The sequence below is a fragment of the Paraburkholderia sp. C35 genome (assembly GCF_003121405.1).
GTDB lineage: Bacteria > Pseudomonadota > Gammaproteobacteria > Burkholderiales > Burkholderiaceae > Paraburkholderia.
This window is the reverse complement of the sequence record NZ_QBUY01000031.1, coordinates 1-26,675: the sequence shown is the minus strand read 5'-3', so window position 1 is coordinate 26,675 and position 26,675 is coordinate 1. Positions and strand designations below refer to the sequence as shown.

The 26,675-nt window shown below is 55.2% G+C and carries 18 protein-coding genes; 15 read left to right on the top strand and 3 right to left on the bottom strand.

Annotated elements, in window-relative coordinates; all coding sequences use genetic code 11:
• Positions 1-56 precede the first annotated feature (56 nt).
• The 8 genes from DK391_RS19825 to DK391_RS19790 all read left to right on the top strand — a co-directional run bounded on the left by DK391_RS19825 (position 57) and on the right by DK391_RS19790 (position 11,892).
• Complete coding sequence (locus tag DK391_RS19825; RefSeq protein WP_109479676.1) at positions 57-2,669, top strand: hypothetical protein; 2,613 nt, start codon at positions 57-59, stop codon at positions 2,667-2,669.
• Between the two features lie 1,282 nt (positions 2,670-3,951).
• Positions 3,952-4,740 carry a hypothetical protein gene (locus DK391_RS19815; protein WP_109479674.1) on the top strand — a complete coding sequence of 263 codons (789 nt, stop codon included), beginning with the start codon at positions 3,952-3,954 and terminating at the stop codon, positions 4,738-4,740.
• Positions 4,741-5,035: 295 nt separating this feature from the next.
• Complete coding sequence (locus DK391_RS19810; protein ID WP_162600862.1) at positions 5,036-6,985, top strand: hypothetical protein; 1,950 nt, start codon at positions 5,036-5,038, stop codon at positions 6,983-6,985.
• Positions 6,982-8,715 carry a hypothetical protein gene (locus tag DK391_RS19805; protein ID WP_109479672.1) on the top strand — a complete coding sequence of 578 codons (1,734 nt, stop codon included), beginning with the start codon at positions 6,982-6,984 and terminating at the stop codon, positions 8,713-8,715. The genes DK391_RS19810 and DK391_RS19805 overlap by 4 nt, the downstream gene beginning before the upstream one ends.
• A 156-nt stretch (positions 8,716-8,871) precedes the next feature.
• A complete protein-coding gene (locus DK391_RS19800; protein WP_162600861.1) occupies positions 8,872-9,228 on the top strand; it encodes a hypothetical protein in 357 nt (118 codons plus the stop codon).
• 19 nt (positions 9,229-9,247) lie between these two features.
• Positions 9,248-9,415 carry a hypothetical protein gene (locus DK391_RS44365; protein WP_162600860.1) on the top strand — a complete coding sequence of 56 codons (168 nt, stop codon included), beginning with the start codon at positions 9,248-9,250 and terminating at the stop codon, positions 9,413-9,415.
• A 337-nt stretch (positions 9,416-9,752) separates the two neighbouring features.
• On the top strand, positions 9,753-10,715 hold the full coding sequence (locus tag DK391_RS19795; protein ID WP_162600859.1) for a DUF4062 domain-containing protein: 963 nt from the start codon (positions 9,753-9,755) through the stop codon (positions 10,713-10,715).
• Positions 10,716-11,223: 508 nt separating this feature from the next.
• A complete protein-coding gene (locus DK391_RS19790) occupies positions 11,224-11,892 on the top strand; it encodes an MltR family transcriptional regulator (RefSeq protein ID WP_109479669.1) in 669 nt (222 codons plus the stop codon).
• 644 nt (positions 11,893-12,536) lie between these two features.
• On the opposite strand, the gene DK391_RS19785 is transcribed toward DK391_RS19790, so the two are convergent.
• Positions 12,537-13,934, bottom strand: coding sequence for a hypothetical protein (locus DK391_RS19785; RefSeq protein WP_109479723.1), 1,398 nt, complete (start codon positions 13,932-13,934; stop codon positions 12,537-12,539).
• 341 nt (positions 13,935-14,275) lie between these two features.
• Positions 14,276-15,046 carry a hypothetical protein gene (locus DK391_RS19780; protein ID WP_239482888.1) on the bottom strand — a complete coding sequence of 257 codons (771 nt, stop codon included), beginning with the start codon at positions 15,044-15,046 and terminating at the stop codon, positions 14,276-14,278.
• Positions 15,047-15,197: 151 nt separating this feature from the next.
• Here DK391_RS19780 and DK391_RS19775 point away from each other — a divergent pair, with 151 nt between their 5' ends.
• Entirely contained in the window at positions 15,198-15,563 is a 366-nt protein-coding gene (locus tag DK391_RS19775; RefSeq protein WP_109479668.1) for a hypothetical protein, read from the top strand.
• A gap of 245 nt (positions 15,564-15,808) precedes the next feature.
• Here DK391_RS19775 and DK391_RS19770 read toward each other — a convergent pair whose 3' ends face one another.
• Positions 15,809-16,819, bottom strand: coding sequence for a hypothetical protein (locus DK391_RS19770; RefSeq protein ID WP_109479667.1), 1,011 nt, complete (start codon positions 16,817-16,819; stop codon positions 15,809-15,811).
• A gap of 686 nt (positions 16,820-17,505) precedes the next feature.
• On the opposite strand from DK391_RS19770, the gene DK391_RS19760 reads away from it, so the two are divergent.
• From DK391_RS19760 to DK391_RS19735, 6 genes are all read left to right on the top strand, one after another.
• Positions 17,506-20,541 (top strand): HEAT repeat domain-containing protein, encoded by a 3,036-nt coding sequence (locus DK391_RS19760; RefSeq protein ID WP_162600858.1) that lies wholly within the window; start codon positions 17,506-17,508, stop codon positions 20,539-20,541.
• A gap of 619 nt (positions 20,542-21,160) precedes the next feature.
• A complete protein-coding gene (locus tag DK391_RS19755; RefSeq protein ID WP_109479664.1) occupies positions 21,161-21,676 on the top strand; it encodes a Uma2 family endonuclease in 516 nt (171 codons plus the stop codon).
• Positions 21,677-21,789: 113 nt separating this feature from the next.
• Positions 21,790-21,930, top strand: a complete 141-nt coding sequence (locus DK391_RS44360) for a hypothetical protein (RefSeq protein ID WP_162600857.1) — start codon at positions 21,790-21,792, stop codon at positions 21,928-21,930.
• Between the two features lie 408 nt (positions 21,931-22,338).
• The gene (locus DK391_RS44910) at positions 22,339-22,848 is read left to right on the top strand and encodes a superinfection immunity protein (protein WP_204117398.1); all 510 of its coding nucleotides are present in this window, start codon (positions 22,339-22,341) and stop codon (positions 22,846-22,848) included.
• 123 nt (positions 22,849-22,971) lie between these two features.
• On the top strand, positions 22,972-23,742 hold the full coding sequence (locus tag DK391_RS19740; RefSeq protein ID WP_109479663.1) for a hypothetical protein: 771 nt from the start codon (positions 22,972-22,974) through the stop codon (positions 23,740-23,742).
• 725 nt (positions 23,743-24,467) lie between these two features.
• Positions 24,468-26,432, top strand: coding sequence for an AAA family ATPase (locus tag DK391_RS19735; protein WP_109479662.1), 1,965 nt, complete (start codon positions 24,468-24,470; stop codon positions 26,430-26,432).
• The last annotated feature ends 243 nt before the right edge of the window (positions 26,433-26,675 follow it).

The window sequence follows — 26,675 nt, the reverse complement described above, 5'->3', positions numbered from 1 at the left end:
CAGCGAAGCTGTCGTAAACGTATGTTTGCAAAGTACTGTTCGATGATATGAGTTACATGAGCATGGTTTCGACCTATCTTCAACCGGTACTGCAGCCAGCGATTGCATTTGTGACGGTGGATCGAAATTTGATGTGGTTATCGACTATCGCTCTACTGATTCTTGTCGTGCGGGGGCGAGCAGAACTCGTTGCCCTTGCAAGAGGATTTGTATGGCAGGCTGCATACGCGGGTATCTCGAGCGCAATTCTTCGGATCCGCTTCATTGCTATCATCACATTGGTATATTCGTTTGCGCTGTTTGTACCAGCCCAGTCACGGTCGTTGCAGAGTTCGTTAGCAACTGCGTTCTATCTCACGCCTCTAGACCGAAATTTGTTAGGAGGATTCGAGGCGCCAGGGAGAGACGCACTTCTTTGGATAGCCGGCAACGTCTTGGTGCTCTGCATGTCTTGGGCGTATGCGGATATATCACGTTTGTCGACATGGGAAGGCGTCGTCGAGCGGAACTACCCCGAAAAGTTCCGGTTCTGGAAAACGCTTACTACCACACTTTTGCTCACCGTATGCGCGTACGGCCTACTGTTGGCTCCGCTATTATCGTCCCCGCTCGTTGACTTTTCGGGAAAGACGGTAGCAACGCTTCTGGCAATCGCAACGGTGCCGCTGGCGCGAGAAGCTCTACAGCCTGGTCGCATGTGGCTTGGCGTAGCGGTGGCTTTCTACTCCTACCTCTCTGTCTTTGCGCTTGCCGGGTACACCTCCGCGGCGATGTTGGGCTTGGCTGCCCCAATTGCACTCATGATTGTTCGCCTGTATAGGACGAAGAAAGGAACAGGAATTTTTCCGACGTCAGCGGGCATCACAGATGTAGCTGCAGGATTGGTATTTATTTACTTCTGCTCGGATCTTCGCTGGCTCCTGCATGGCTCGGCAGAGCCGGAAATTTCGCTGAAGGTGGTCATTGTCGCGAGCGTCTGGATGCTGCCTGGAACGTTGAGCGCTGTACTCTTCAAGGAGCGCCTGGAGGGCCGCGGGCGAACAGGAGGCGTTGTAAGGTACATTGCGCTGGGCGGAGTAACGGCCTTGCTGTTGACTACGCTTGTGTGGTTGCAAGGCCAGTTCATTGCTCTGCTAGTACTGCCAGCCCTCATATCGCTCCTAATATTTTTGAGCCTGTTTGCTCATCTTCCCTATTTCAGGAAGTTGGGCGCGCCTGTCGCTATTGCGCTTGCATGCTTTGGCGGATATGTAATATACCGGCTGGCGCCCACACTCGACATGCTGCCGGAACTCATGGGGCCACCTCGACTGGCAAAAGTCCCCGCGTCACAGTTTGAAAAATTTCGCTCGGATTGGGCCACGGCGCACCGCGATGAAGTCAATCCACCCATCATCCTTGTCGCCGCGGCCGGAGGTGGAGTTCGGGCGGCGGCTCACGTCGCCATGACTCTTGCTGCGGCTGATGAGAAGACTCAGGGATGGGTGAGGAAGCATGTATTTGCGATTAGTGGCGTGTCGGGTGGCTCGCTCGGCGCAATGGTATGGACAGCTGCTGCCGATGAGGGCATGTTCCGCCTTGAGCCGGGTCCGCGACTGATACATGGTCGGTCATGGACATCCACGATGGAAGAATATTTCAGCTCAGATTTTCTCTCGCCATCAATGTCACGGATGTTGCTTCACGACGTTCCGATTGCTTCTCTGAAACCCCATGAGAATGCTACTCGGGACGCCGCTCTCACGGATGCTTGGGTCCGCGGGTGGCGACAACTGGAAGCTGGAAAGCCCGATTTGGTTTCTCAAGGCCGTCTTGAGAAAAATCTTGATCGAAGACCCGTCGGGGATTTCGTGGAGCCGATCCTGATGTTCAATAGCACGACTGCATCGGATGGGAAACGGGCAGTTGCGAGCAGCGTACCGCTCCAACTTCCTGGCGCTCGTATTCTGGACTCAAATATCCGAGCAATCGACGCTGTGTTGAATAGCGCGCGTTTTCCCATCGTGAGCGCTGTCGGTACCGCATGTGCAGACAGACCAGTGAACGGGCTCAGGACAGCGAGTGGTAGTGGGTGCGAAAACGGATATTCATCGGTGACTGTGACCGATGGCGGTCTTGCTGACAATTCCGGACTAGAGTCGATATCTGAACTGCTTCAGCAGTTCCCGCCCCATGACCGGAAGAACGTTTACGTCATCTACGTCACGAGCAACCCCGACGAAGATCTGCCATACGTTGATGGCGAGCGGTTTAATCCGACCAGCGTAATAGCTACGTTGACCGCGCCAATCACGCTGGCTGAGGAATCCCGTGCTGGACGCGCGCGGGATATCGCGGATACGGTCGAGCGCTCCCTTCCTGAAGGCCACTTCGTACGTTGGGGGCTTTCGTCGCGCGCGACTTACGATCGCTACCTCGCATCGGTTGACGAGGCCATGCCCGCAGACGAGCGAGAAAGTCAATTGCAGCGAATGCTCAACTCGCCACCCTTAGGCTGGACGCTTGACCCGGTGACTACTCCTGTCATAGCACGATACGCTTGGGCGCACGCCGCCATATTCGCTGGTAGGAATTGTGGCTATGAGTCTGATGCGGCCCACGCCCTGTGCTTGCGGTACCGCGATTCAATCGCTACATACTTGGGTCGTGCGACTGACCGTCATGGGTAATGGCGCCCGAATCCGTCTGTGCACATGCGGATCGCAGGAAGGTAGGGGGGGGCTGCTCGGGGGCACGGCGTCACCATTGTCCCTATAGGGACCGTCGCGGCGGGTCGTGGCGGGGGGACGGGTCTCGTTCACGCGCCAAACCCTCTATACGCCACATGAAGGAAAGCGAGGCTTCCGTGCACGATTCTCCGCTTTCTTTGCAGGTTGTTCGGGGGGAAGTCTGCCCCACTGAAAGCTATCGAAAATGTTACGAATGTCTGTCAAAATAAGCCAAAATACGTAAAAAGTGCCAAAATATGGCGAATTTTCGCTGGAGCACTGTGGGTATCAGTATATTTTGCATAGTAATGTAAGGTGTTTTCTATTTCTATGATAGAGTTGGGCTATGGTTGTTGCTTCTCTATGGCGGCTACGGGCGAGAACATCCTGATCGTTAGCAGCGTCTCAAAGAAGGCTGCATCTGACGTGGTTGGGCTCGGAATACGGGCGCGAAGTCGCCGAAGCAACGCTGGCGGCCTGCTGGAACCTTGTTGACTATCTGCAAGCGAACTCGTTGGCGAAGTCGATGCAACACTGACTGGAGCGAAGGACTTGCCACGATTCATCTGCGTGCGCAGGCCCGTCGCTCCTCGTTTCTGCTATCCGCCAATATAGGTTTGCCCGTTCGAATTGATCTGTGTCGCTGCATTCTCGAATGCAGACGTACTTCTCTTATTGCGTCACAAATAACTATAAGACTGTACCGAGGAAAATATGCAAGATAGAGATGCAAAGCTCGCCCATGCACTGAAAATAAAATTCGGCTTGGCGCCGTGGGAGCCGAACGAAACTCAGCTTGCCCTTATCAAAAATGCGATCGCGCGTATTCGCGAGTCTGGGCGAGTGCCGAGCGACGAAGATTGGTACTCGGCGGTCGCGTCTGTGTGCCCCTCGCCTGGACACCATCGGTACCACGGCCTCGACAATAGTGACCTCAACACGTTACTCGCGCTGGCCCTGCAAGCCGCAAGGGGGAGGTTGTAATGCCCTCATTGCTCGAATTTAAAAGGTGCCTCCAGTCATCTTGTAGCATTGCACATTGGTCGCCTTCGGATAGTAATCTCCGGGAAATCGCACGTCGTCTTGACCGCTCTCGCCCGAAGTCTCGGGCAGACGCGGCCCGGATAGTGATCGAAGTTTGCCCGGGGACCATCTTCGCCGTTATGGAGGGGATCGATAACTCGGATCTACGTACGCTGCTCGCGCTGGCCACAGCTGCTGCAACCAAAGGATAAGTGCTCCCATGACCCAAGAGCAGGATGTGGTAGCTGCCAAGGAGCGGGTTGCCGGTTTGAAGAACTCCTATATGGAGTCATTGCAGCGCTATGCGATTTGTGGGCCGAAGGACGGAGACGGTGCGAAATGGGCGGCGTTGGAATGCCAAAAGCGTGGCGGCGCGTTTTTTAACTACGTCGAAGAGTTCGTCGGCAACAGCGATCTGCTTGGTGCGCACAAAAGTGCTATGTGGGCACAGGGGTTTGCAGAGGATTGCGCGGCGATCCTGCAGTCGATGCCGGCTCATTTCGAATTTCTGAGGTGCGCTTTTTCGTGGTTTCCTGAACTCAAGGACATTAGCCCACTGCCCGGCACAACTGCCTTCGCGAACATGCAGCGCATCACCGTCGCGTATCTGGGCAATCCAGTTGTCCAAAAGCTTCGGGATGACCTCACGGCAGCAGGTCTGCCCATTTACGGCTTCGAGCATGAAGCAAAGAACCCGATGTCGAAACAAACCAGCATCATACTAGCGTTCATCTTTGGGATTGTTTTCGTTACGTTCATCCTGTTGATTGCGATCTTCAAGCCTAACCCGTCAGACTTCCAGTTCAAGGTGTTTTGGGCGGTGATGGCAATGGCTGTGGCCGGCATCGCCGCGGTGATCCCGGGATTCATCGAAGTAAAGATCAGCAGGTGGGTTTTGGCTGGCGGAGCACTCGCGGTGTTCGTGATGGTTTATTTTTTCACTCCCGCAAATCAACCGGGACAACGAGAAGGCACCGGACCGGAAGCGTCGGCTAACACTAAGAATTGATCTGGTGGCTTCTTCTCACTACCGCTCTGTCGAATGTCGGAGCGCACGGGCTTTCATCGGAGTCTGATATTCGTTGCGCCAGCTTGCGAGGGGCGTCGGTGGGCGCTGAGACAAGGCAACCTGGGGCATCGGAGGGCGGCTCACGGCGCAGGATGCGACGCGCAATGGACGGCTGTCACGTGAGACTCATCTTCGACTGTTTTCATATATTCCGCGAAGGTCGCGGCAGAATCGGCAGTTGTCCGACTCGTCGGCGGTAGTGTGGATTGAGTGTTACTGAGATAAAGCGATGCACATGATGACAAACTCCTCGTCCGATAACATTCCTCGTACCTTGGGCCAACTCGCGCTCGAGCTTCACCGGACGCGTAGCGAGAAGCTGTCGATTGATATTTCTACGCAAGAGGTCGATATCTTTGCCGGCGTGGCAGCTTCGCAAGGATTTACGGTCAAGGAGCAAGAGCTGTCTTTTGACTCCCTGCACGAACGGAACAAGTGTGTTGCGCGCGAGGTATATCAACGCGGCGAAGTGGGCGACGCTTCCTCGTTATTTGTGGCAGCCGACAACCTGTTCAAATACGATGTGCTGCAAACGGAGCACGCTGGCACTTACCTGTTGCTGCTTGCGAGCGAATCGAGGGACGTGTTGCTTGAAGCGGCCGACGCGCTTGCTGCGTCTTCGCAAAAACCGTATGGGATCGCGAACCTTGTCGGCGAAGCTATCCGGTCTATCAAGCCGATTCGTTTTGCATCGTTGTTGACCTTCTGCTGTGCCCTACAGTCGGCAAACAATGGGAGTATGGTTGCATCCCCATTTTTCGTTTCGTTAGTCGACTTGCTTCGAGACGATGAGGGGCTCCGCTCGGAAGTCGTCTCCACTTTTGAAGCGGTGCCGTCGGAAGCATCCACGGATTTGTACAGGGCAGCATTGCTGGCTTTCGGAATTGTAGATTTTGACGCAGCGCTTAGACACGCTGGAGCAGGAGTAAAGCTCGGTGTCCCGCTTGTCCGCGACGTTAGTCTCTGGGTGCTGGCACGATGCTGCGCTAAACGACAATTGCCTGACTACAATGTTGAGCTAGTCGAAGACGTGCTCAAGCCACATCTGCAAAATCAAGGAAGCGAAGCGCATCGGAAAGCCTGTGATGTAGTGGCTGCATGTTTGCCGTTTCACGAACTCTGCGCCGACGAATGGACGCGACTTCTACAGGAAGAAGATGAGGCAGCCATGCTAGCGCTGGCCGCGGAGTTGCCTGCAATCTATCGTGCGCGACCCAACAGTGAGGCCATTCCTGCGCTGTTGGGAGCCTGTCTGGGTTTCGACTCGAAATTCGTTAGTGAGATCGGACATATCGACCACGTTCTCAGCTTGATGCTGGGCACGGAGCAGCGCGATGCTGCAACGGATTGGCTCACAAACTGGGTGCGTAGGCATGGAAGTGGTGAGTTCAACACGTCGGAAGTCGCGAATCTGTTTGACCAGTCGCTTTACTGGCTTTTGAAAAACACTGCGGTACTGGAAGTGACGATAACGAGCTGGTTGCTGGAGGAGGGACGTAAGCTTCCTGCCTCTGCGGGGGGCTTGCTTTCGCACGCGTCACTACACGATGTCGGGCCTCTGGAGTTCGACATTCAACAGATTGACAGGCTTGATGCGGACGGTCTGATATTTTTGTGCCGACGTGTGCTGGGCTTTGTCCTTAACGAAAAGCAGTCGATCTCACTGATGCTTTCGTTTCTCAAGACACATGATGCACCATCTCGTGTACATCATCTCGTCCGGGAGGTGCTGAGTGAGGAGATTGGGTACGACTACCCAACAGTGACAGCCCAACAGCTGCAGTTGGCCAGAGCAAAGTCTTCGGACGCTGCAGAGCAGGCGTTGCTTGATGATATCGTTGTGCGAGTCGGGCAGTGGACGTCGGCGATTGATGAACTTCCGTTCGCGAATGAACTTCGGCCACCGGCGCAGATCGTTCGTAGTTTCTCAAGAGCACGTCAAAAGGACATGTCTCTGAAGATGAAAGAGGCACGTGAGAAGTCTATATTGGGCAGGTTGGCAACGCCAGTTCCGGTTAAAGGGGGAACAGGTTTCTTCCGATACGTTGACGCCGAGTTTTCGAAGGTGACGGAGATGGTGCCGATACATTCCAGTGCCACGTTACCGAGACGGGACATTTTCGACCCTGTCGGACAGGCGAATCGGCGTTTGCATCTGCAACGGTTGCAGCGAGGCGATAAATGAAGCTGATCATTTCCAGTTTCCTTCGCACGCTCAGAGAGCGCGACGAGTTCGACCGGTTACTCCCAGACCTACTGGTTGCCATGGGTTACACACCTGTGGTTCGTCCTCAGGCTGGGGTAAGACAGTTTGGTGTTGACTTGCCCGTCGTGGGACCTAACCCAAATGACAAGGTAGAGGAGCTGGTCCTTTTCACGATCAAACAAGGCGATCTCGGGCGCCAGGATTGGGACGTTGGCGTCCAGGCCGTCAGACCGAGCCTTAATGAGATCCTCGAGGTATATCTCCCACGAGAGGTTGAGCCTGCTCACAGCAACCTTAGAAAACGAATTGTTCTTGCTACGACGGGTGACCTGAAACAGGATACGCAGCCAAACTGGACGGGCTTTGTCGAAAAGCATCAGAAAGAAGCCGAATTTGAGTTTTGGAGCGGCGATAAGGTCGCGGAACTCATTGAACGCTACATGCTCGATGAGCATGTCTTTCTGGAGCAGGACCGTACCGATCTTAGAAAGGCGCTGGCGTTCGCGGGCGAGCGCGACTATTCCATGCTCGATCTGGACCGGATGCTGGTTCGGCAGTTGGGCCTGAGCGAAAACGGGGTACGGCTTGATGCTGCCAAGGACGGGAAGAGGTTGGGCAAAGTGCTCACCCGCCTGAATCTTGCGCTAAATATGTTTGTCAAGGCCGCCCAGGACGCTGGCGATACGAGACAGGCAGTTATTGCCGCAGAGCGGTTTCTGCTGAAAGCATGGCACCGGATACAGCAATCCGATGCTAGCGAATCGAAGGAAGTGGTCAACGCATACGATCACCTTGTTATCACATACCTCGAGGCAGGCGCCCACTACGTCAACAAGATGGCTCCTTATGCGGATGTCCGGGACGGCATGTCAGGATATTCGGGCGAGAGCGCGGAGTATGCACTTGTTCTTCTGGAGCATGTCGGGCTCATTGCAACTATAGGTCTTGCATACTGCTTTCTGCTGGATAAGGAAGTCGGTATGAAGCACGCGACGGACATTGCAGATGTACTCAGTCGAATGCTGGAGAACATGTCGGCCACGGCGTCGCCAGTGCTTGACGAAAATGCTATTGAAGTTGCGCTAGCCTTGCTGTTACTCACGCTGACTGGTCGGCATCAGTCCGCGAAGTGGTACTTAAGCGAAATGTGCTGGAGGCTGGTATTCGCCTTCGCGCAACGTCGGGGATTTCCGATTAGCTCAGATTCTCTCGACGACCTGGTCGACGTTGTTGTTAACCCCGATAAGGCTTTGCTGGAGTCTTTGATGGGTGCGTCGTGGATGTCGGGGACGCTTGCAACCTGGTGTGCAACCCTAGGGATGGAAGAGAACTATGTCGCGTTCCGTCAGGGATTGAAAGCTATGGCACCGACGGTCCAGCCACAATTGTGGCATCCCGATCTGTGTTCGGTGGAGCGGTGGTATTTCGATGATGTCCATTCATCCACGGGAAGCACCGAGATGCTGGAATTGCCCGAGGATCTGACGGAACTCCGCGCTCGCATGAAGCAGTTCATCGAGCTTGATAGTCGGGACGTGCAGCAAGCTTCGCCTGCTCGAATGGCGGGGCGTTACGGACTGGACTTTATCGCCTGCAGACATCATCGGTTTCCGGTACCGGCGCGGGTCTGGTATTTGTTGGCTGTCGGTAGTAATCGCGCCCAAGGCGATGCGCCAGATCCGAAGGCCGAGGCGTACGGAAATCGGTAGCGGCACGTTTCGCTGCATTCGTTTCAGACCCAACCTATCATGTGAAATTGTCGAATGTCTTTTTGGCCTCAAACGCTTGTGGACTGGGCGCAGATCGCATCGGCTGCCGGAACCTGTGGCGCAGTCATTGTGTCTCTGAAGTTGGCGAATCGGCGTGTGCAGACGAAGCTTGAAACATCCTGCCAGGTTTTGCGGGGGATTGGCGCACCTCGGCTCAAAATAATCATCCGTAATGTCGGCCCTGACGCCGTTTATCTCGTCTCTATCGGTGGCACTGCAGATGATGGTTCCGAGCGCGCGCAGCGCTTCATGCAAGAGCAGGGATTCTTGGCGATCCCATCCGCCGAACCATACACGGTCGAACTTGAGAAGCATCTGACCACAACTCAGCCGCCTGAAGGCCTTCCCAGGCAATGGGTAAGGCTGTGGGTGCAAGATGTCGGCGGGAAGCGGATTTTTGTTACCAACGGATCACAATGTCTTGATGAGATCTGGAGCGAGATGCGTGTTTAGAGGCGGAGGAGTGCGGTCGATGAACGCTGAAGCACCGGTTGGTCTGGGCGCTCTTGCTCGAGGCTTGTCGCAAAATGCCTGCCTGCCGACACATTGTCCGCAAGGCGATGAGTTGGATCTCCATCATCTTGCGTCGCGCCTCGAAGGCCTGAACTATCGGACTCGTCAGCTAATTGCTTGGGATTGACTGCTGTCTGATGCGGATCGATCTACGAAGGAGCCACAACCTGCTCGATGTCGGACCGGTGCGGCCAGAGGTAGTCCTTGAAAGCATCCCCCGCAGACGACTGCTTCAGGCTGGGGCGGTCATTCGCGGTCGTTGCCCATAGCGACTGAGGCGATCATCGCCAGACATTCTGGCATGCCGCAGGGCATATGAGTTCGCGTACCACGGCTATCGGCTGGACAAGATTGCCTTTCCCCCCGCAATGGTTAATCCATGCGACGGGTGTCTGAGGAACATCTATCTCCTCAGATCAGCAACGGACTGTAGAATACGGTCCAAAATTATGCATGGGATGAGAATGGCACGACCGCAGATATTCATCAGTTCCACCTTTTATGACCTCAAGGTCGTCCGGGACGACCTCGCTAGGGCGATGAAGGAGTTAGGGTACGAAACTATACGGCACGAAGTCGGGGCTATTCCTTACGGCCGCAGCGACAAGCTGGAGAGCTCGTGCTATCGAGAGGTCGAAAACTGCGACATCTTGGTGTGCATCATCGGGGGCCGATATGGGAGCGGGTCCACCGTTGCCTCTGGTTCAGTTACGCAGAATGAGTTGCGCGAAGCCTACGACCAAGGCAAGCAGGTCTATGTATTTGTCGAAAAGAATGTCCTGTCTGAGCGGACCTTCTACAAGAACAATCGTGACGTCCAGAATCTGGTGCTTACGCACGTCAGTGATCGCAAGGTCTTCGACTTCATCGATGAGGTCGATCAACTTCCGACAGGGAACCCACTATTTTCATTCGAGAATGCCAACGACATCATCGCGCTGCTGAAGGAACAGCTAGCTGGTTTGTTCCAGAGGATGCTGAAAGAGCAGGCCAACGCACGACAGTATCAGTTCCTCGACCAGTTGAAATCTTCGATTGCCACTGTAGGCGAGCTTGCGAAATATCTCTCGTCTGCTGCCGATCAGGCGGGAGTTGCCGTCAAAGACATTCTGTTGACCGATCATCCTTGCTTTGCGGCTCTCCGTCGAGTCACCAAAAACCGCTATCGAATCTTCTTTGCTGACCTATCTGAGCTGACGCAGTGGCTCTCGGGCGCGAGGAGCTTGAATCCGGTCGAGGAGGAATATTGGGACTCTCCTGACTATAGGGAATGGATCAAGAGATCTCCGAAGAATGATGGCGAGGAGCAAACCTTGCTGAAGGTCTGGGTCGGTCTTTTCGATGAGGCGGGGCGTCTGAAGCCGATGAGTTCAGCTGCTTGGAAGAATGAATATATCACCATCGAGACCGGTATCGTGGTGGAATAAGAGAGCGGCACTGTTTGCCAATTTATCTAGCATTCTTTCGTTACTCTGCATCGCGCGCCGGCATACGCGAATTGCGTCCAGTTATTGCGCTCGGGTTCTCCTGCCTCATCCTTGCTCTCTGGATGGCCGCAATGCGCGAATTCAATGGTGGACGTCGGTCGACTGACGTCGCCCATGAAGAGTCATTGGTGGCTGCCGAAATTTTGAGGTTCATGCAGTGGGTCGTATTCGCTATCAGCCCTTCGATCGCCGACGTTGTTTGTCGTATTCTCGGCCTCTACCGACAGTAACGTCGCGGTTCATCCTCAGTACACATCGGTCTTTCGGTAGCTTTCTACGGAGATTGTGCGGAGCGATGAAAATAGCAAGGGGCAAGATTTTTTCCGCATTTTGGATCAGCTTTTTTCTTCGGCGATCAAGATGTCATAGGACGGCGAATAGCTTTCACATTGGACTTTGGGAAAATTTCTCGGAATACTGTTAAAAACAAGCGAGCTTGCAACGAATCATGAGCGAAAGAGACGACATTTTGAAGTTGATGTATGGCGAAAATCTGCCACCTCCAGACCAGTTGCTACGGCATCTCCAGCTATCAGTCGATTTCCTCTCCTTCGCGACGACGTTGAAAACGGAAAGTGATCGAGCCTGTGCCTTGATGGCTGCTGCGTGGCTGGACGATCAGCTTGGTCTTCTACTCCGAGAGAATTTTCTAGAAGATAAGAAGGCTACGGAGCTTCTTTTCGACGCAACTGGGCCATTGTCGACTTTCTCTGGTCGCATCGCTTTGGCGAGAGCGCTCGGCCTCATCCCGAAGGCTGTGCTCAATGATCTTCTGACGCTGAAACGTATTCGTAACGACTTCGCTCATACTGCGGCGCCCATCGATTTTTCGATCGAACCAATCGCCTCTCGATGCCACAATCTCCAGTGCCAAATCCGAGACAAACACGAGCCGCCGCGTCTAAAGTTCGTAAACTGTATGATGGGTATTGCTGGCGCAATCCAATCGGCCCGCGTTCGCGCGACGAGGCCAGCCTCTCCTGCTGAACCAGACATGTCGGCGCACCGCGAAGGTTATCCGGCGTTCTCAGAAGAGCTCGAGCGGTTTCGTAGCAAGCTAACTAACGGTGACAACGATGTTTGCGATTGCAATTCAGACGGTTCCGAGCACGGCTAGCGCCACCCATATCCGATGCCAGCACAGCTTATGGCGCGGAACAGCATGTCAGTCGAATAAATTGGAGAAAACTCACTTCGGATTTTGCTGCCGGGATAACCACTTGCTAAAGGAGGAACCGCCGATTTCACAGCGAAGTACAGCGCAATGAGGCGTAAGAAACAGGATTGTAACGGGCAAACGTCATAGCGCGCTGCGATTGACCGACCGCAGCGGGTGAAGAGCCTTCTAGGCAGGGTTGAGGGATACGGACAACAGCCGCAACCTGCCATTCAGCGAGCGGACGAACTTGCCGTAGGAACAACTGAACTACTCCGCTAACGGCCATTTCTCGCGTGCTGTGGCGAACGACTTTTACGGTGCGCAAGCACGCGTTCGCCTGCAGTGAATGCTGACGTTCGCCGCGGCCGAGGTGCGAATGTCTTCAAATCGACGCACTGCTGTCTGATGGATGTCATGCATGAGCGTCCGTGTCGATCAGTGGCATAGTGCGTGGCGGCGAGGAGAGCGGTGGTGCAAGCGGGGGCAGTGGCCCGGGAATGAAGCCCGGTATGAAGGTCGGCACCCGTCTTCCGGAAGCCCGGTGTTCATGACAACCGGTGGCGACGTCGCTGGTTTATTGACGCCGCCATACCCTGCGGCAACTACAGCAATATCGCCTGCTGGAGCAGTTCCAATGCTTTCAGCTCGTCCAGTCGACCCGTGCGTGCCTTGCCGGCCAGCGTCTTGATCAGCGCTTCCGCTATAGGCGCGATACCGCGGAGCGTTTCCAGACTGGTCACGGAGATCTCGGGCAGCAGAGTCGGATTTTGCAGAGGTGTGGCAAAGGCGGTCAACGACTCAGGCATCGCCTCAGGGTGTTCCAGTGGCGTTACCGGCGCCGCGGCGTGACCGTCTGCTGACGCTCGGCTGGCGGGTTCGTCAGGGAAGTTATTGACGTGTGCATGGGAGCTGGCGGCTGCAGTTCTTTTTTCTTCCGCGATATCGGCTGCGACAGATGAGGGCTGTTCCAAATTGCCAGTGGTGGTCGCACGCTTGCGCCTCGTGCGGACTGTTTCGCTGGCGGTTTCCCCTTGCTCTCTGTCGTTTGTTGCTGGCACTAGTGGCTCGTCCTGCTTGACGGACGCGCGCCCGCGCGGACCCGGTGCAAGCAGGCGTGACACGGACTCTGGAATGTCGGCTTCGGTGTGCGGGCTGTCCAGCCAGCCACCGGGCAAGCCTAGTCGCTCCGTGAACCGGTTTGCTTCGGCACTGTCCATGCGCTTCTTGCCATGGAGTCGATCGGCGATGTTAAACGCACTCATCTCCATGACGGCGCCAAGTCGTACTTTCGACCCATTGCGACTCGTGAGGAGGTGGAGGTTGGTTCGTCGGATGGGCTCCACTTCGCCGCTATCGTTCAATGCTAGCGGTTGCTGTTCGGGCGTTCCAGGAGGCGTTTTGTCTTTCGAAGACGAAGTTTTGAGTGGGGCGCGAGGCTTAGGCTGTTTGGACATTTTGTTTTGACTATTCTTGACGGCGCGCGGCGAACCGCCAGCGATTTTCTGTGGCATTTGCGCTTCCTCGGACACGCTAACTGCGGTAACTACCGGTTGGTCGACGGCCGTGGCAGCAATCGGCTTAAGCGCTTCGGGCTCTGTGTTGAATCCATCATCGACCTGAACGAAGTCGAGCGGTGACTTCAGACGGGCGATGGTCTCGTCCGCGAGCGCAGGGTTAGGCTGGTCAAAGAATCCATGCGGTAATCCGAGCGTAGTTTCCATGTGAAAGGCGGTCTCTGGCGTGAAGCGTTCGCCTTTCATCAATTCGGCCACGCGCGTCATGTTCGATTCGAGCGCGATGGCGATGTTCTCTGCGCCTACCGCGTCGACCAAAAACTGGAACGACCGTGTCTTGAAAATGGAGGCGGTCTGGGTGGCGTCTTTGGACGGCACCTTCACGTACGATGATCCCTGCCGTTGGGGCGGAAAGGTTTTTTCGTGGTGACCTTGGCGTTGACCGTTACGCTGGGATCCCGCATATCGCCCGCGGGCTTGACTCATAAAATACGGCTCCATGCGGTTTGGATTCTGGATTGTTCGATTATAGACTAGGAGATGAGGTCAAAAAACAAAATGGTCTGTGCCCGTCATGCTGAGAAGCAACGTGCGATCGTTTAAGGAATGAAGCTTCCGGAGACATTCCGGATCCGCAGACTGTCCACCAGAATCAACCTTGTCCCGGTTGCTTAGTGCCTGACGGTGAAAATGGCAGCGGGTTGTCCATGATCAGCGTACCGGGTATAGGTTGGCTACATATCGACGTTCACTCGCACCAAATCTGCGTCGTTCAAGTGAACGTGCCGTCAAGCTTGCCACCGGTCACTATATTTCTCTTGCCTTGTCTAATTTAACTCGCTTGATTTGTTCCAAAAGCTTTTGGCTGCCTTAGATAGTTGATGATCAAGAGAGTCCCATGCAAATCCAGCGTTGCGAACGATAAAACCGATAAGCTCAACGAGTCTTTGCATGCTTTCGATTGTTTCGCGCAGGTGTCTCCATTTGATCCCCAAAGCCGAGATTTCGAGAAGCTGGTACTTGTCCGCGACACAGCGCACTTCGGTATGGGCCGACAATTTGTCGCGCATGGCAAGGAAGCTTTTCATGGATTCACTAGTTGAAAGCGTCGCCCATCCAGATCGCAGTTCTGTGTAATGTTCGAGGAACTGATCCCGGCGCTCCAACCGCTCTTGTTTTTCCATGTGCCTCAACGCAGCAACAATCTCAGGGTCGGTCTCCTCCTCAACTGACGGGAGGGTCCAGATTGAATACTGGGCTTCGAGCTTTTGTCGCAAAGATTCGTCTTCGAGTCCTGCCACAATGTTTCGGATGCTTGGCGTGCGCTGGTCGTTGTCTAAGGTTAGCTTTGCAATGTCCTGGGCACACGACAAAAACAGGGAGTGTCGAAGGATCAAGAAGCCACGTGCACGTTCTTGTGTGCCACTATGCTCGATTGTGCCTTGATCGAAGAGCATCGGTTCGAGCATCGCGTATCGTTCTTTTAGACCAATGAACGCGTCGAGCAAATGGCCAGCGTAAGCCTGTAGTTTTTCAATCTGAGTCGGCATTGGGGGCACGAGGAATATTCTGCGGAACAGGTCGATGATCGCAATCATACGCGATGCCTCCGCGGCGTGAACATGCGTCGCTCGCAAGAAACGTCGGGTATGACATCGGACGAGTAGGAAACGTGGAGTGGGGGCTGACCGCAATAAGTCAACGTGGGGTCACCGGCATTTCGCCGAGCATCGAGATGACGTCGCGGGTATGTCCACCGGGACTTCATTGATCATGGAGGGGCGGCACGGGAAAAGAATTCGCGATTTAGGTCGTAAACACCCGGACAATGAAGTTCCGCAGCGCGCTGCGTGGGCCGTTGATCAGCAAATCGTTGCGTTTTTCGCTTCGCAGCCCGGCAACGCATTTTCGAAGCCGCTAGTCGTTGGGAAGGCCATAGCAGGAACCGAGGTCTTTCCTCGCAAATATTTGGGTGCAGCGGAGAGCAACCGGGTCACCCCCCAGTTTCCGCTGAAGCTCACATCCGGCAGCAAATGGCCCATCGGCCATCTCCAAAATGCGCAATTGTCTGATGACAACTCAGGCGCCACGAACGGGGTAGCGACGGGCGCTTGATGGATTTGATAGGGTGATTTCCCGAAAATCCGTGCAACTCAGTCCAATGCGGGATACTGCATGAGCACCATGCCGATGACCACACTCTCTCCGACGGGCACCACTTCGGTCGGTTTGGAAGATTGACGGTAAGGTGGCAACGCGCGCTGTCCTGCCTGCTGGTCTATGCGAGGCACGACGGTGTCGCTGTTTAACCGGTACGCTCGCCCATGTCAACGGAAGGGCGTCCCACACCGTCGTCGCCCCTATCGCTTCGTTGTGCGCTTCGCTGCGCGCGTGATCGCTTCCATCTTTCGATGAAAATCACGCTGCTTTTTGTTAAGCGGCCTATTCTCGCTCACATTCCCGAGTGCTTTGTGCGCGAGTGGTACGGTGTTCGACTTGTCGAGTTTGCCTACGGTAAGGGCATTCAGGACGTCCCTCCCATTTTGGGACATCGGTAGCATGGCAAGCAGCGCAAAGTTCTCTGTCGTAAAGAACAATCGCGCTGCCTCGCACTCGTCAACAATGCGCTTCGCGTCCTCTGGTAAATGGACCGATTCATTGAATAGTTTCTGGAGCCCTGCAATCTCGATGGCTTGCGGATCAGCAGCAAGAAGCGCGTCAGCGCGGCGCCAGAGCGAGGAAATACGTTGTTCCGTGAGCGAAAGTGCAGTCGCGCCACGAATGACGCCTTTTTGAGTTTCTTTGTAGCGTACGGTAGCGCGGTTTCGAGCCTGCCCTGACACAATCAGGTCATCGACTTCGGATTCCGTGCGCTCGACCACGTCGAACACGGCCATACTGGCGCCACTGTTGATCCGACGCCTTAGTTCTCGCACTGCCTCTGGGCAGGATTCAATGAACGCATCGATGCGCCGAACCCAGATTTCTGCCTGGTGATATGCGGCACGCACTTTGCGCTCTGTTCCTTCAAGCGCTGGGCGGTCGAGAAGCATCGGTAGCATTGCCTCCCTACGTCGTGACTCGGATAATTTGAGCATCTCGGCTGTGAACTTTGACGAGAACTTGTCCTTGTCAGCGCCACAGATATGCCCAATATTGGAGATAGTGCCGTCCTCCAACTCTATGATCACGCCTGCTTTGTGCAGTGCACCGCAATTTGTAAGGGCACAATGCGTCTCGGATAGGAAGCCGTATGGCCAGATGACGCGACGCAGCCCGACCTGCGCAGGATTGACCTTCTCAACGTAGCCGGGCAAGTTTCGAAGATCGGCAGGCGTTCTGACTGTACGGCACAGTTGGTCAATGTCCATTCGCACTCACTTAGTTGTTTGGATGCAAGATCATAACGCTGCAACTGTGCACGATTGTTCCGCTGTAACCTGCGACGCGGATCGACGGGTTCATCCCGAGCTCGACGCCTCAGGTCCGGGTCATCTATCTCGGGGTCAAGTTTTTTTGCGAGTCTAGACCGCCAAGGTTTGCAACTGTTGCCCCGTTTGCTGCGCTCAGGAAGGCAATTCCGCAATTCCGCAATGCCGCCGGCCCACGCGTCAATGCCTGCCGCACGGAACTCTGAGTCATCAACATGTCGGGACCGGGTGCCTAATCATAACCAAGCCCTTTCGATGACCCTCGATTAGTTTGGCGGCCGTGGAATTTTTCTGCATGATGGCATGGGTGTTGAGGAGGAGAGAGACGACGGAGGCACGAGTCCCGCAACCCGGTCGGAAAAGCGCCTTGACGACAAGGCCGATGAAGGCCACTACTATCATCACCATGTCGAAAATTTCTAAAGTGCAAGGCGCGGCGGCTACTTCGCTTCGTTCGCATCGCGTACCATAGGTGTTTACTGAAATGGTCCATTCTTTTTTCCGCCACTGGGGGATGGGTAATGAAAAGAGCGATCTTAGTACGAACGCGCCCACTCCCGAACTCGTCTCGTGAACACTGTCCCGTACTAAGATTATCTATTGGACGCCGCGTCTCGCTCGCACTCTTGCTTGTCGTCTGCGCGTCGACGCACAGCGGCGCGGCGTATGCCTGGTCGTATTCGGCACTGCTCGATGCGCTGCACGATCCGGTTCTGGATACACGGGAAGAGGCGGTCATGTGGATCAATGCCCACGGATCGTCGAACCAGCCCGACGAGTCTCCCGACGATCTGCTGGAGGAACTTTGGCAGCGATTCAAACAGACCCATCAGGCTAACGTGATAAACGCCATTGGGAAACTCGGACCGGTCTCGATAGGTCTTGGTCCTCGAATCGAGGAGCTACTGTCAGATAAAGATCCTTCGCTAAGGACCGCTGCTGTCAATACCTTGATGGCCATGGGAAAGGAAGCCACTTCGTATCAAGCGGCGATTGATGCACTAATCGTGGACCCCGACCCAGATGTTCGAGAGGCAGCAAAACACGCCCTGGGAATTCGAGAGCCGCCCGACCCTGAAGTCGTCCCAGGCGTTGCCGAGCGGGTTCCTGATCTGAGTGAAGTCGATTTGCGCATCGAATTGCTCGAGAAAGGCGAATCGCTGGACGTTGTGTCCAGACTCAACGAGCACTCCGGCGTCACGCCGCAGCAGGCCGCCCGCATCGCACGTCAGCTCAACAACCCGCGCATGGACGTGCGCATCACGGCAGCGGAGGTTCTTTCTGGCATCGGACCGGTTGGCGAGCGCTTTGCGCCGCAAGTCGCGGGGTTGCTGAACGATTCCTACGGCGAAGTCCGGGTTGCAGCCGCAACGGATCTGGCTGGCATGCACGAAGCGGGTGCGCGTCAGGCTCCGGCTGTCGCAAAAGCGCTGAGATTCCAGGACTCGGCCACGCGGCTCGCGGCGCTCGACGCGCTCGGACACATGAGCAGCGTCGAAAAATTCAGAGACTCGATTGAAAAGCTGCTGGGTGCCACTGATCCCGAGGTCAAAGTCACAGCGCGCGAACTGCTAGATCGCGCCGATAACGAGGAGAAAGTCGCAGTTGGTGATTCCGCCATTCAGGCGTCGAGCGCCGTGGCGAGGCGGCGGCAGGCCGTCAGCGACGCGTCACCCAGACCCAGTGCGCGACCGGAATCTCAATCGGAACCGGCCGTGCCGCCCCAGGTGCGGTCGGTGCGTCCGACTCTGCACGAGCGTCTCGCGTGCCTTGAAGCGAGCCTCACCGAACAGCACAATCTGGCGAAACTTCGGCTCGGCTGCTACTTGCTCGGTCCACTGAGCTCGGACGAGGCAACCGTCTTCGAATGGGTCAATGATCGCGAGGCGGGCATTTTTCCTAATCCCAGGAAGATCTCAGGCAAGACCGCGGTCGAATTGCTGACGACATTCAACAAACTTTGGCCCGATATCAATATCCCCGTTGATCCCGACACGCCTACGAATGACAACGTGAAGATGCCCGCCCTCCGTACATATGTTGCACGCGTCGTGCAGAAGGTTGCAAGTGCGCAGGCCGGAGAATTCGGCGTTACAACATACCCGCTACTGGCCAAACTGGCGACGCGACTCGACAACGCCAACTTCGATTCTGAGGCAGCCTCGATCAAGAGCATTTACCAGAACACGCCATCTTTTTATCTTTGGAATGTGGTGCGTGGCCTGCCGTGGCTTTTTTTAGGGGGGCTTGCAATTTTTTGCTACGTCTTTTATCGCGCGCGCCGTTCGAGCAGGGCGTTCAAGATTCTGGCGGACGACAGCTTATGGAAATTCTTTTCGTATTACCCGATGCGTCTGGTAGCCCATGTGCGATGGGCGCAGCTCTGGATTGCAGACCTGTACTATCACAATCGGCGCCAATCGACTCTAAAGGCCCATAACGTGCCTTATCTTGCCGTGCGGCTGGCGTCGAAATCCGGCGCGGTCAGGCAAAGCGACGCGGTTTGTCACCCGACGATGCAGGGTCGTCGAGTATGGATTCAGGGTAACAGTGGCATGGGCAAGACTGCGCTTTTCAACCACTTGCTCAAAATGCAATATCTCACATCCGCGACGTCGTTCGGTGCGTTCAGGAAGCAAGGCTGCGTACTCGTCGCGTTCTCGGCGAGGACATACGGAGACGGAGGATCGGACGCCGCGGATGAGTCTTGGGTCTTTAATGGAATCAAGGGGACGCTTGCGAGAGAAGGGATGAGCTTCGAAAACGATCGGCTGCTGCGAGATGTCGTGCGATCGGGCAGTTTGGGCGTCGCGGTCGACGGGCTGAACGAAGCAGGCCGCACGAACAGCCTGACTACTTTCGTTTCACATTATCCAGAAACGCCAATTTTGGTGACATCTCAGGACACGCCGCCAGAGGATTTTCAAGCGTGGTATCTGCCGGCCGACCTGCACGCTCTCACGGATGACCTGCTTGATCTCTACCTCGGCGAGCCACACTCCAATCAAGCCAAGCGCGCGATAACAGAATCAGGCTTGCGCGCGCATCTACGCTCTGGCTATGACGTTCGCCTCATAGTCGATCTGATTAGCAGGAGTGACGTGCCGATTCAGGTGCCTTCCAGGCTGGGTGAGATGTACGAGCTGGCCGTCGAGACGTCACGTCCACCCGCTTTGAGCGATTCGCTTTGGAAGGACCGGCGCATGCATCTGGAGCATGCGGCTTGGGAACTGATGTCACAGAACAAGCGAAATTTACAGCCAAGCGACGCTCTCCCACCTAGCATATTGCGCGAAATGTCACGAGAATCATTGGGCGGCAATGAGCGGCTGAGGATCCTGCGTCCCTTGGCAGAGAGCTTCGAGTTCGTTCACGATCAGATGCGCGCCTACCTGGCCGCGCGATGGTTCGTGCGCCCAGAGTTCTCGACGGTCGCACTCGGAAAGATGCTGTCTACTGCAGATGTCGTCATGAGCATTGGTGACGATGCGCGTTCATTTTCGCGATTTGTCTGCGAACTGCTCGATAACGACCGGCTGAACTCGCTAAAGGTGCACGTCGACGGCCTAGAGGACTGGGGCATCTTGCGCGTCATGGTCGGTCAGGAGGTGCATTCGAGAATGCAGGCGACGTCCAGCTCCGTTGATGTTCCACGCACGTGACCCGCACGCCGATGGTCGACTTTGGGTTTTGTCGCAATATGACGATTTAAAGCGCAAATCCAGTATGATCGAGACTGTTTGCGCGCGAAACGAATAGACTTATCGAGCGGGAATCTGGGTGCCCTCGTTGTCTGAATCTCGGCGAACGTAATGCATCACCTCAATGCGGCTCATCAGATCAAAAGCGAAACGAAATCGTTTGAACCTCAGCGTCGGCCGGGTCCGACATCGCCCACCGTCCTGGTTCGATGATGACTTCGGATACATCTTTATCGGAGTCTCGCGCGCAGCGTTGATAGCCTCGCGCGCAGCTAGAGTCATTCATCCTGGCCAACCGACAGCATTCATGTGACTGATCGGCATCCGGGAGGGTCTTTTTGCCCAACTCCCGATCCACGCTGCAGATTCATAAATGATGAAAAAAGAACCAACGACGCGAGTGCAAACGGCGATCGCGCGAACCCCGGTTGTCGGCATTCGAAATGTGTTAGGTGAAGCGATGTTGAAATTGCTCGGAGGGCATTTCGTGTGCCGTCTGAGTCTCCTTGGCGGAGACAATATGTTCAAGAAGTCAGAAAGAGAATACCCTTACGCAATCACCTACTAAAGGCTTTTGCCCGTGTCGACTTTTCTGGAACAGGACGGATTGGTTGCAACCTGGTGTCGAATTAATGCTGGTGCTGATAGCGGTCGACCAGCATGCTCTGAGGTGAGTCAACATGGGGATGTGGTAGCGTTTCCACAACAATCGGCTGGACGACAGATTATTTCTACTGGCGTCTACTGCCAGATTGCCGAACAGATTGGGCATGTTGCCGGGATGTCGACTGCAGCGATAACGCGGTCGTTTGGCATCCGGGTCCCGGACGTAGTGTGGATGCTGCCAGAGAAGTGGGAAGGCATCGACCGGGATTTGCCGATCCCGTTTGCACCGGATATCTGCGTCGAGGTGCTTCTGGACAGACCTACGACGGGTATCGCCAACAGGGTGAACGCTTACCTCGAAAGCGGGGCTCGTGAGGTAATGATCATCAGGTCTCGCGGGCAGGTGCAATGTTATGGCGTCGAAGGACTGCGAAAACGGTCCATTTTCGAGGTTTCGCTTTCGCTCGAATCGATCTATTTCGACGCCTAATCTCAATTGCATAATTTCACTGGACGAAACCTCTGAGCTGCATCGTCCGGTTGCAATCGGCTACGTCACGTATCCCACGTAATCATCTCTGGCTTTCGCCGTGGAGCATTGATGTGACCGCAGCGTCAGCCGTTCACGTTCTAGTGGACGACGCGCAGCCGCTCCAGAACATCATCGATTTCGGCACGGTGCTCTTCAGCAACATCAACGCGTTGCTCGACGAGTTTCTCGAGGAGATTGACTGCGCGCTGTAGAGACTGGAGCGCGTCGATATCTCGCAAAAAATCGTTGATGCGTCTTGGCTGGCAGTACCCAGGGCGACGCCATTGTCGTGAAGAGCATGAGCCATCTCGGCCTTCTTGGCGCGCAAATTAGTGACCGGAAACGTGTATTGCTTGCTCATCAAACTCCCGGAACGGTCATCGGTTGGTTTCATTGTTTAACGGCCATCGCGGCAAGAACTTTACGACGGTGGCAGCAGCGGATGTCCCCGTACCATGAATTGCATCGCATCAGCCGTTGTCGCCGTTCAGGTGTCAGTTCGTGGCAAGCAGCGAGCGCGGATAACGCCGGGCGCTTGAACGTGCAGGGACGAGTGCAGTGCCATCATTGCCACATGATAATATTCGCCAACGACATAGAAAAACATATCCGGGGGCTAGATGAGTATCGCGTGGATTTTGGGATTGGTGGCACTTGTGTTAGTCACTGGTCTTATTGGAAGTGGCACTAACGGCATCGCGCTTGTCTGCGCGATTATCTTTTTCCCCGCATCAGTCGCGTTGTATTTTTCCCCGACGTTCGTAGCGGTACATCGGAAGCACCCAAACCGTGTCGCCATCTTTGTTCTGAACCTCATGCTTGGCTGGACACTACTGGGTTGGGTGGGCGCCCTTGTCTGGGCCTATACGGGTGCAGAGGGAGTGGCTGCGCAAACGCCAACGGAAGATGTCTCCTCTTGGACGAACTCTCGTGGAGAAAGTGTGCTCACAGACATCGCGGCAAACAGACCAATCGATACCGCCTTTTCTCGGAAGGTGTCAGAGCAGACAGCAGCCGCATCCGAACTGAAGAAGTGTCCTTTCTGCGCCGAAGACATCAAAGCCGCCGCCATTAAATGCAAACACTGCGGCTCTGACCTATCAACTTCGGAATCCACGGCGTCCACGTGACTGCAAGTATGCCTCTCCGGTTACTTGGCGAACCACTTCGGCGTTGATTTTGAGGCTGCTACAGACTAGGGGCGCAGGTAAGCATACGACTGGCTTCAGCGCTAAAATTATTCGTTCCCGCATATGCCCGATACTCTTGTCGATTCCGCAATTCCTGCTGTTGATACTAGCTTTGTCATTTCTCCGTTCGGTGAGCCATTTGATACGTACTTCAGTCATATCGTGAAGCCGGCACTGGAAGAATGTGGTCTGTACGCGATTCGAGGAGATAGCTTATATCGCCCAACGACCATCGTCGATGACATTTGGCAGGGCATTCAACAGGCAAAACTGCTGGTTGCTGAATTGACTGACCGCAACCCGAACGTCTTTTACGAGCTCGGGTTGGCGCACGCCATTTCGAAGCCCGTCATTCTCATCGCGAAGTCAATTGAAGATGTGCCGTTTGATCTTCGGTCGATCCGCGTTCTGGTCTACGACAAAGATCATCCTGACTGGGGTGCGAAGCTTCGACTCAGTCTCACGAAGGCAATCAAGGAAGTACTTCACAATCCAACGAGCGCAATACCAAGTACATTCAAAATTGCGATCAAGCCTGTTGTTCCGGAGGAAGCCGAAACGGCAATGAGGCTGGAGGCGCTCGAAACAATGGTTCAACGGATAACGGATGGTCTAGGCGCAGAGTCTGTTAGCACTTACGCCGAAAAGAGCGAGCATTACATGCCTGATGGAATGAGGCCTGGTGCAAACGTATTTAGTCCCAAGTTTGGACCTGGTAAAGTACTTTCATTGGAAGGGAAGGGTGACGATTTGAAAGCCCAAATCAATTTCGATAGACACGGTGTTAAATGGATGGCGTTGCGTATCGCAAAGCTTGCCGTGTTGCCAGATTGACGGCAACAGATTGCAAGCCCTTCTGCGCCAGCGTAGCGATCGTTTGTTGGGTGGACTCAAATGTTGTTAATAATTCTGATAGTGCGGAACACATGAAAGAGTTCTGAAACAGATGAATGTCGGGTAAGGGCGAAGAACGGCCACGACCGGCCGTTCGACATACCTCGCTGGATCGCTGGCAACAGTGCGTGCTTGGAGCATAGGCGCTCGAACCCTTCCGAAGATCGCGCTGCATGAGTCGCTATGAGCTTTCGTGCACAGGTCTGGGTAGATGGTCAATCATTGCTCTCTTCGCCAAGCAGGCGCAGTGCCCGCAAAACGCTTTTTTTTGCTGTCAAGGGCTGAGGAGAGGATCATCGAGACACATGGAGTCGAGAGTACGTCAATGGAAGAGCAACGTTTGAAGCTGACCCATTCGAGGAGTAACAGTCATCGAGCGGCCAATTCCGGCCCTTCGTTGGGTGTGTCCCACGGTCATTCGAGCGACCGCTCAGTCCGGGAAGCAGACCGTGAAGCCCCTCTTTCGAATGGCTGGTCTCTAGGAAGGCCTGCGGGCTTCCCCGCTCGTTCCCTGATCATTGATGCCTGTCCTCCCTTGCTGTGTCGATTCCCCTACCGAGGCAAGTGCAGTCGAGGAATCGAAAATCCGCACCGTTCTTGTGCTATGTTTTCGCGTCGGGCGCCGAGGCCCGTATCCACACAATTCAACAAAAGTAGGGCCGACGATGAGACTAAAAACGGTGCAGGTGACGAACTTCCGATCCGTCGAGGACAGCGGCAAGTTTAACGTGGGCAACATGACGTGCCTCGTTGGGAAAAACGAGGCAGGCAAAACAGCGCTGCTGTCAGCGCTTTACGGCCTGAACCCTTATGGCACGTTCATATACGACAAGACTAGGGACTACCCGCGTCGTTTCGTGAGCGATTTCGACGAGCGGCATCCTGAAGGACGGTCCATCGTCGTTAACACCTCATGGACATTAGATGACACTGATGTTGCTGCCGTCGCCGCGGTCCTAGGCGACAAGGCACTGATCAAGCCTGAGATCGAGCTGACCCGCGGGATCGGTTACGAGAAAAAGGAATGGAGCGTGCCCGTCGATGATGCTGCGGCGCTAGCGTTTTTGATGGACAAGCACGAGCTCGACGCGGTGGAGCGGGAGGTGCTGAAAGGCGCGGGCGACGCGAAGGCCGCCGCTGCAGCGATCGCCGCACAACCGCAACAATCCCCGCGTCTGCAAGCGTTGCTGGCTGTCCTCACGGCGTTCCGTGATCAACGTTTTTCCTTGGCGGTCATCGACGTATTGGCCCCACGGCTTCCCAAGTTTTTCCTGACCTCACACTTTGAGCGCATGTCCGGCGAGGTATCGATCAACGCCCTTGCCGCCGCCAAGGCTGCGAACACACTCAACGCATCCGACAGAATTTTCCTGGACTTTCTGGCGTATGCAGGCACGTCAGTTGAGGAGTTGCTTGCATCGAGAAAACTTGAAGAACTGAAAGCCAAGTGCGAGGGTGCGTCGAACAAGATTTCCGATGAAATCTTCGAATACTGGACGCAGAACGACGCGCTCGCGGTGAAGATTGACATCGCCGCAGGCCTTCCGGAGGACGTGCCGCCGATGAACGCCGGCAACGTCGCGAAAGCGTGGATCACCAACCACCACCATCGCGCCAGCGTGCCGTTGTCGGAGCGCAGCGCCGGCTTCGTGTGGTTCTTCTCGTTCCTCGCGCAGTTCAAGCAACTGCAAAAGATCACTGGTAACGCCATCATCCTGTTGGACGAGCCCGGTTTGACCTTGCACGGAAGGGCGCAAGCGGACCTCTTGCGCTATATCGAAGAACGTCTGCTGCCCAACCATCAGGTAATTTTCACGACCCATTCGCCGTTCATGGTACCCAGCGATCGGCTCGCGGACGTACTGATCGTTGAAGACGTGGTGCACTACGACCAACGCCAACGCGCGAAAGTCGAAGGCACGAAGGTTCGCGACGATGTGTTGATGGTCAACAAAGACACCTTATTCCCGTTGCAAGGCGCGCTGGGTTACGACCTGACGCAAAGCCTGTTCGTCGGCAAAAACACGTTGTTGGTCGAAGGGCCCTCGGACGTCTTGTATTTGCAAGCGCTATCGTCAGCGTTGACTCAACGCAAACGCACAGGCTTGGACCCGCGCTGGACGCTATGCCCCGGCGGCGGTATCGATAAGATCGCATCCTTCGCGTCGCTGTGCGGTTCGAACCGATTGAACATGGCCGTGTTATGCGACATCGCCATCGGCGATAAAAAGAAGATCGAAGGGTTGCGAAAACATCAACTGCTTCAGGCCGATCACGTGTTTACGATCGCTGACTTCACGGAGCAGGAGGAAGGCGATGTCGAGGACCTGTTTCCCCATGAGAAATACGCCGAACTTTTGAACGAAGCCTATGGGCTAAAAATCAAGGACAAACTGACCGCCGAGCGACTGCAAGCCGCTGACACGAAGACGCACCGCGTGGTCAAACAGGCCGAAGCCGCGTTTCGCGTCATGCCGGCGGAGGTGGATGAGTTCGCTCACTTCGCGCCTTCCGGTTGGTTGATCCGCAATCCCGCATTCCTGGATGCGAAGGACGCCGACACTGCGACATTGCTAGACCGCGCGGAGCATCTGTTTAAGACGTTCAACGCGCTGCTTGAGACAGCCTGATGCAAATGGGCGGCCGCCGCTCGGAACCCGACATTGCGGAGGACTTGAATCCGCGAATGTGGAATCGACCGCAATGACCGGGGACTCGCCGGTGCGAATGGCGGTTGCACCTGTAAGCGGCCGTTGTGGTGGTCCGAACTTGAACGGCGGTTCCGGGTCGAGCCTATGTGAAAACGCACTCCTCGCCTAAACTGAATCAACGCATTGAGACCGGGTGACTCATGAAGCGATTCGTTGAAGGCG

Bases quoted from the DNA above. Each gene is read 5' to 3' on its own strand.
- DK391_RS19740 (WP_109479663.1), top strand. From the start codon at position 22,972: ATGCCCGATACTCTTGTCGATTCCGCAATTCCTGCTGTTGATACTAGC.
- DK391_RS19810 (WP_162600862.1), top strand. From the start codon at position 5,036: ATGATGACAAACTCCTCGTCCGATAACATTCCTCGTACCTTGGGCCAA.
- DK391_RS19795 (WP_162600859.1), top strand. From the start codon at position 9,753: ATGGCACGACCGCAGATATTCATCAGTTCCACCTTTTATGACCTCAAG.
- DK391_RS19775 (WP_109479668.1), top strand. From the start codon at position 15,198: ATGTCCACCGGGACTTCATTGATCATGGAGGGGCGGCACGGGAAAAGA.
- DK391_RS19785 (WP_109479723.1), bottom strand. From the start codon at position 13,934: ATGAGTCAAGCCCGCGGGCGATATGCGGGATCCCAGCGTAACGGTCAA.
- DK391_RS19735 (WP_109479662.1), top strand. From the start codon at position 24,468: ATGAGACTAAAAACGGTGCAGGTGACGAACTTCCGATCCGTCGAGGAC.
- DK391_RS19805 (WP_109479672.1), top strand. From the start codon at position 6,982: ATGAAGCTGATCATTTCCAGTTTCCTTCGCACGCTCAGAGAGCGCGAC.
- DK391_RS19815 (WP_109479674.1), top strand. From the start codon at position 3,952: ATGACCCAAGAGCAGGATGTGGTAGCTGCCAAGGAGCGGGTTGCCGGT.
- DK391_RS44365 (WP_162600860.1), top strand. From the start codon at position 9,248: ATGAACGCTGAAGCACCGGTTGGTCTGGGCGCTCTTGCTCGAGGCTTG.
- DK391_RS19825 (WP_109479676.1), top strand. From the start codon at position 57: ATGAGCATGGTTTCGACCTATCTTCAACCGGTACTGCAGCCAGCGATT.
- DK391_RS19790 (WP_109479669.1), top strand. From the start codon at position 11,224: ATGAGCGAAAGAGACGACATTTTGAAGTTGATGTATGGCGAAAATCTG.
- DK391_RS44910 (WP_204117398.1), top strand. From the start codon at position 22,339: ATGAGTATCGCGTGGATTTTGGGATTGGTGGCACTTGTGTTAGTCACT.
- DK391_RS19770 (WP_109479667.1), bottom strand. From the start codon at position 16,819: ATGGACATTGACCAACTGTGCCGTACAGTCAGAACGCCTGCCGATCTT.
- DK391_RS19780 (WP_239482888.1), bottom strand. From the start codon at position 15,046: ATGATTGCGATCATCGACCTGTTCCGCAGAATATTCCTCGTGCCCCCA.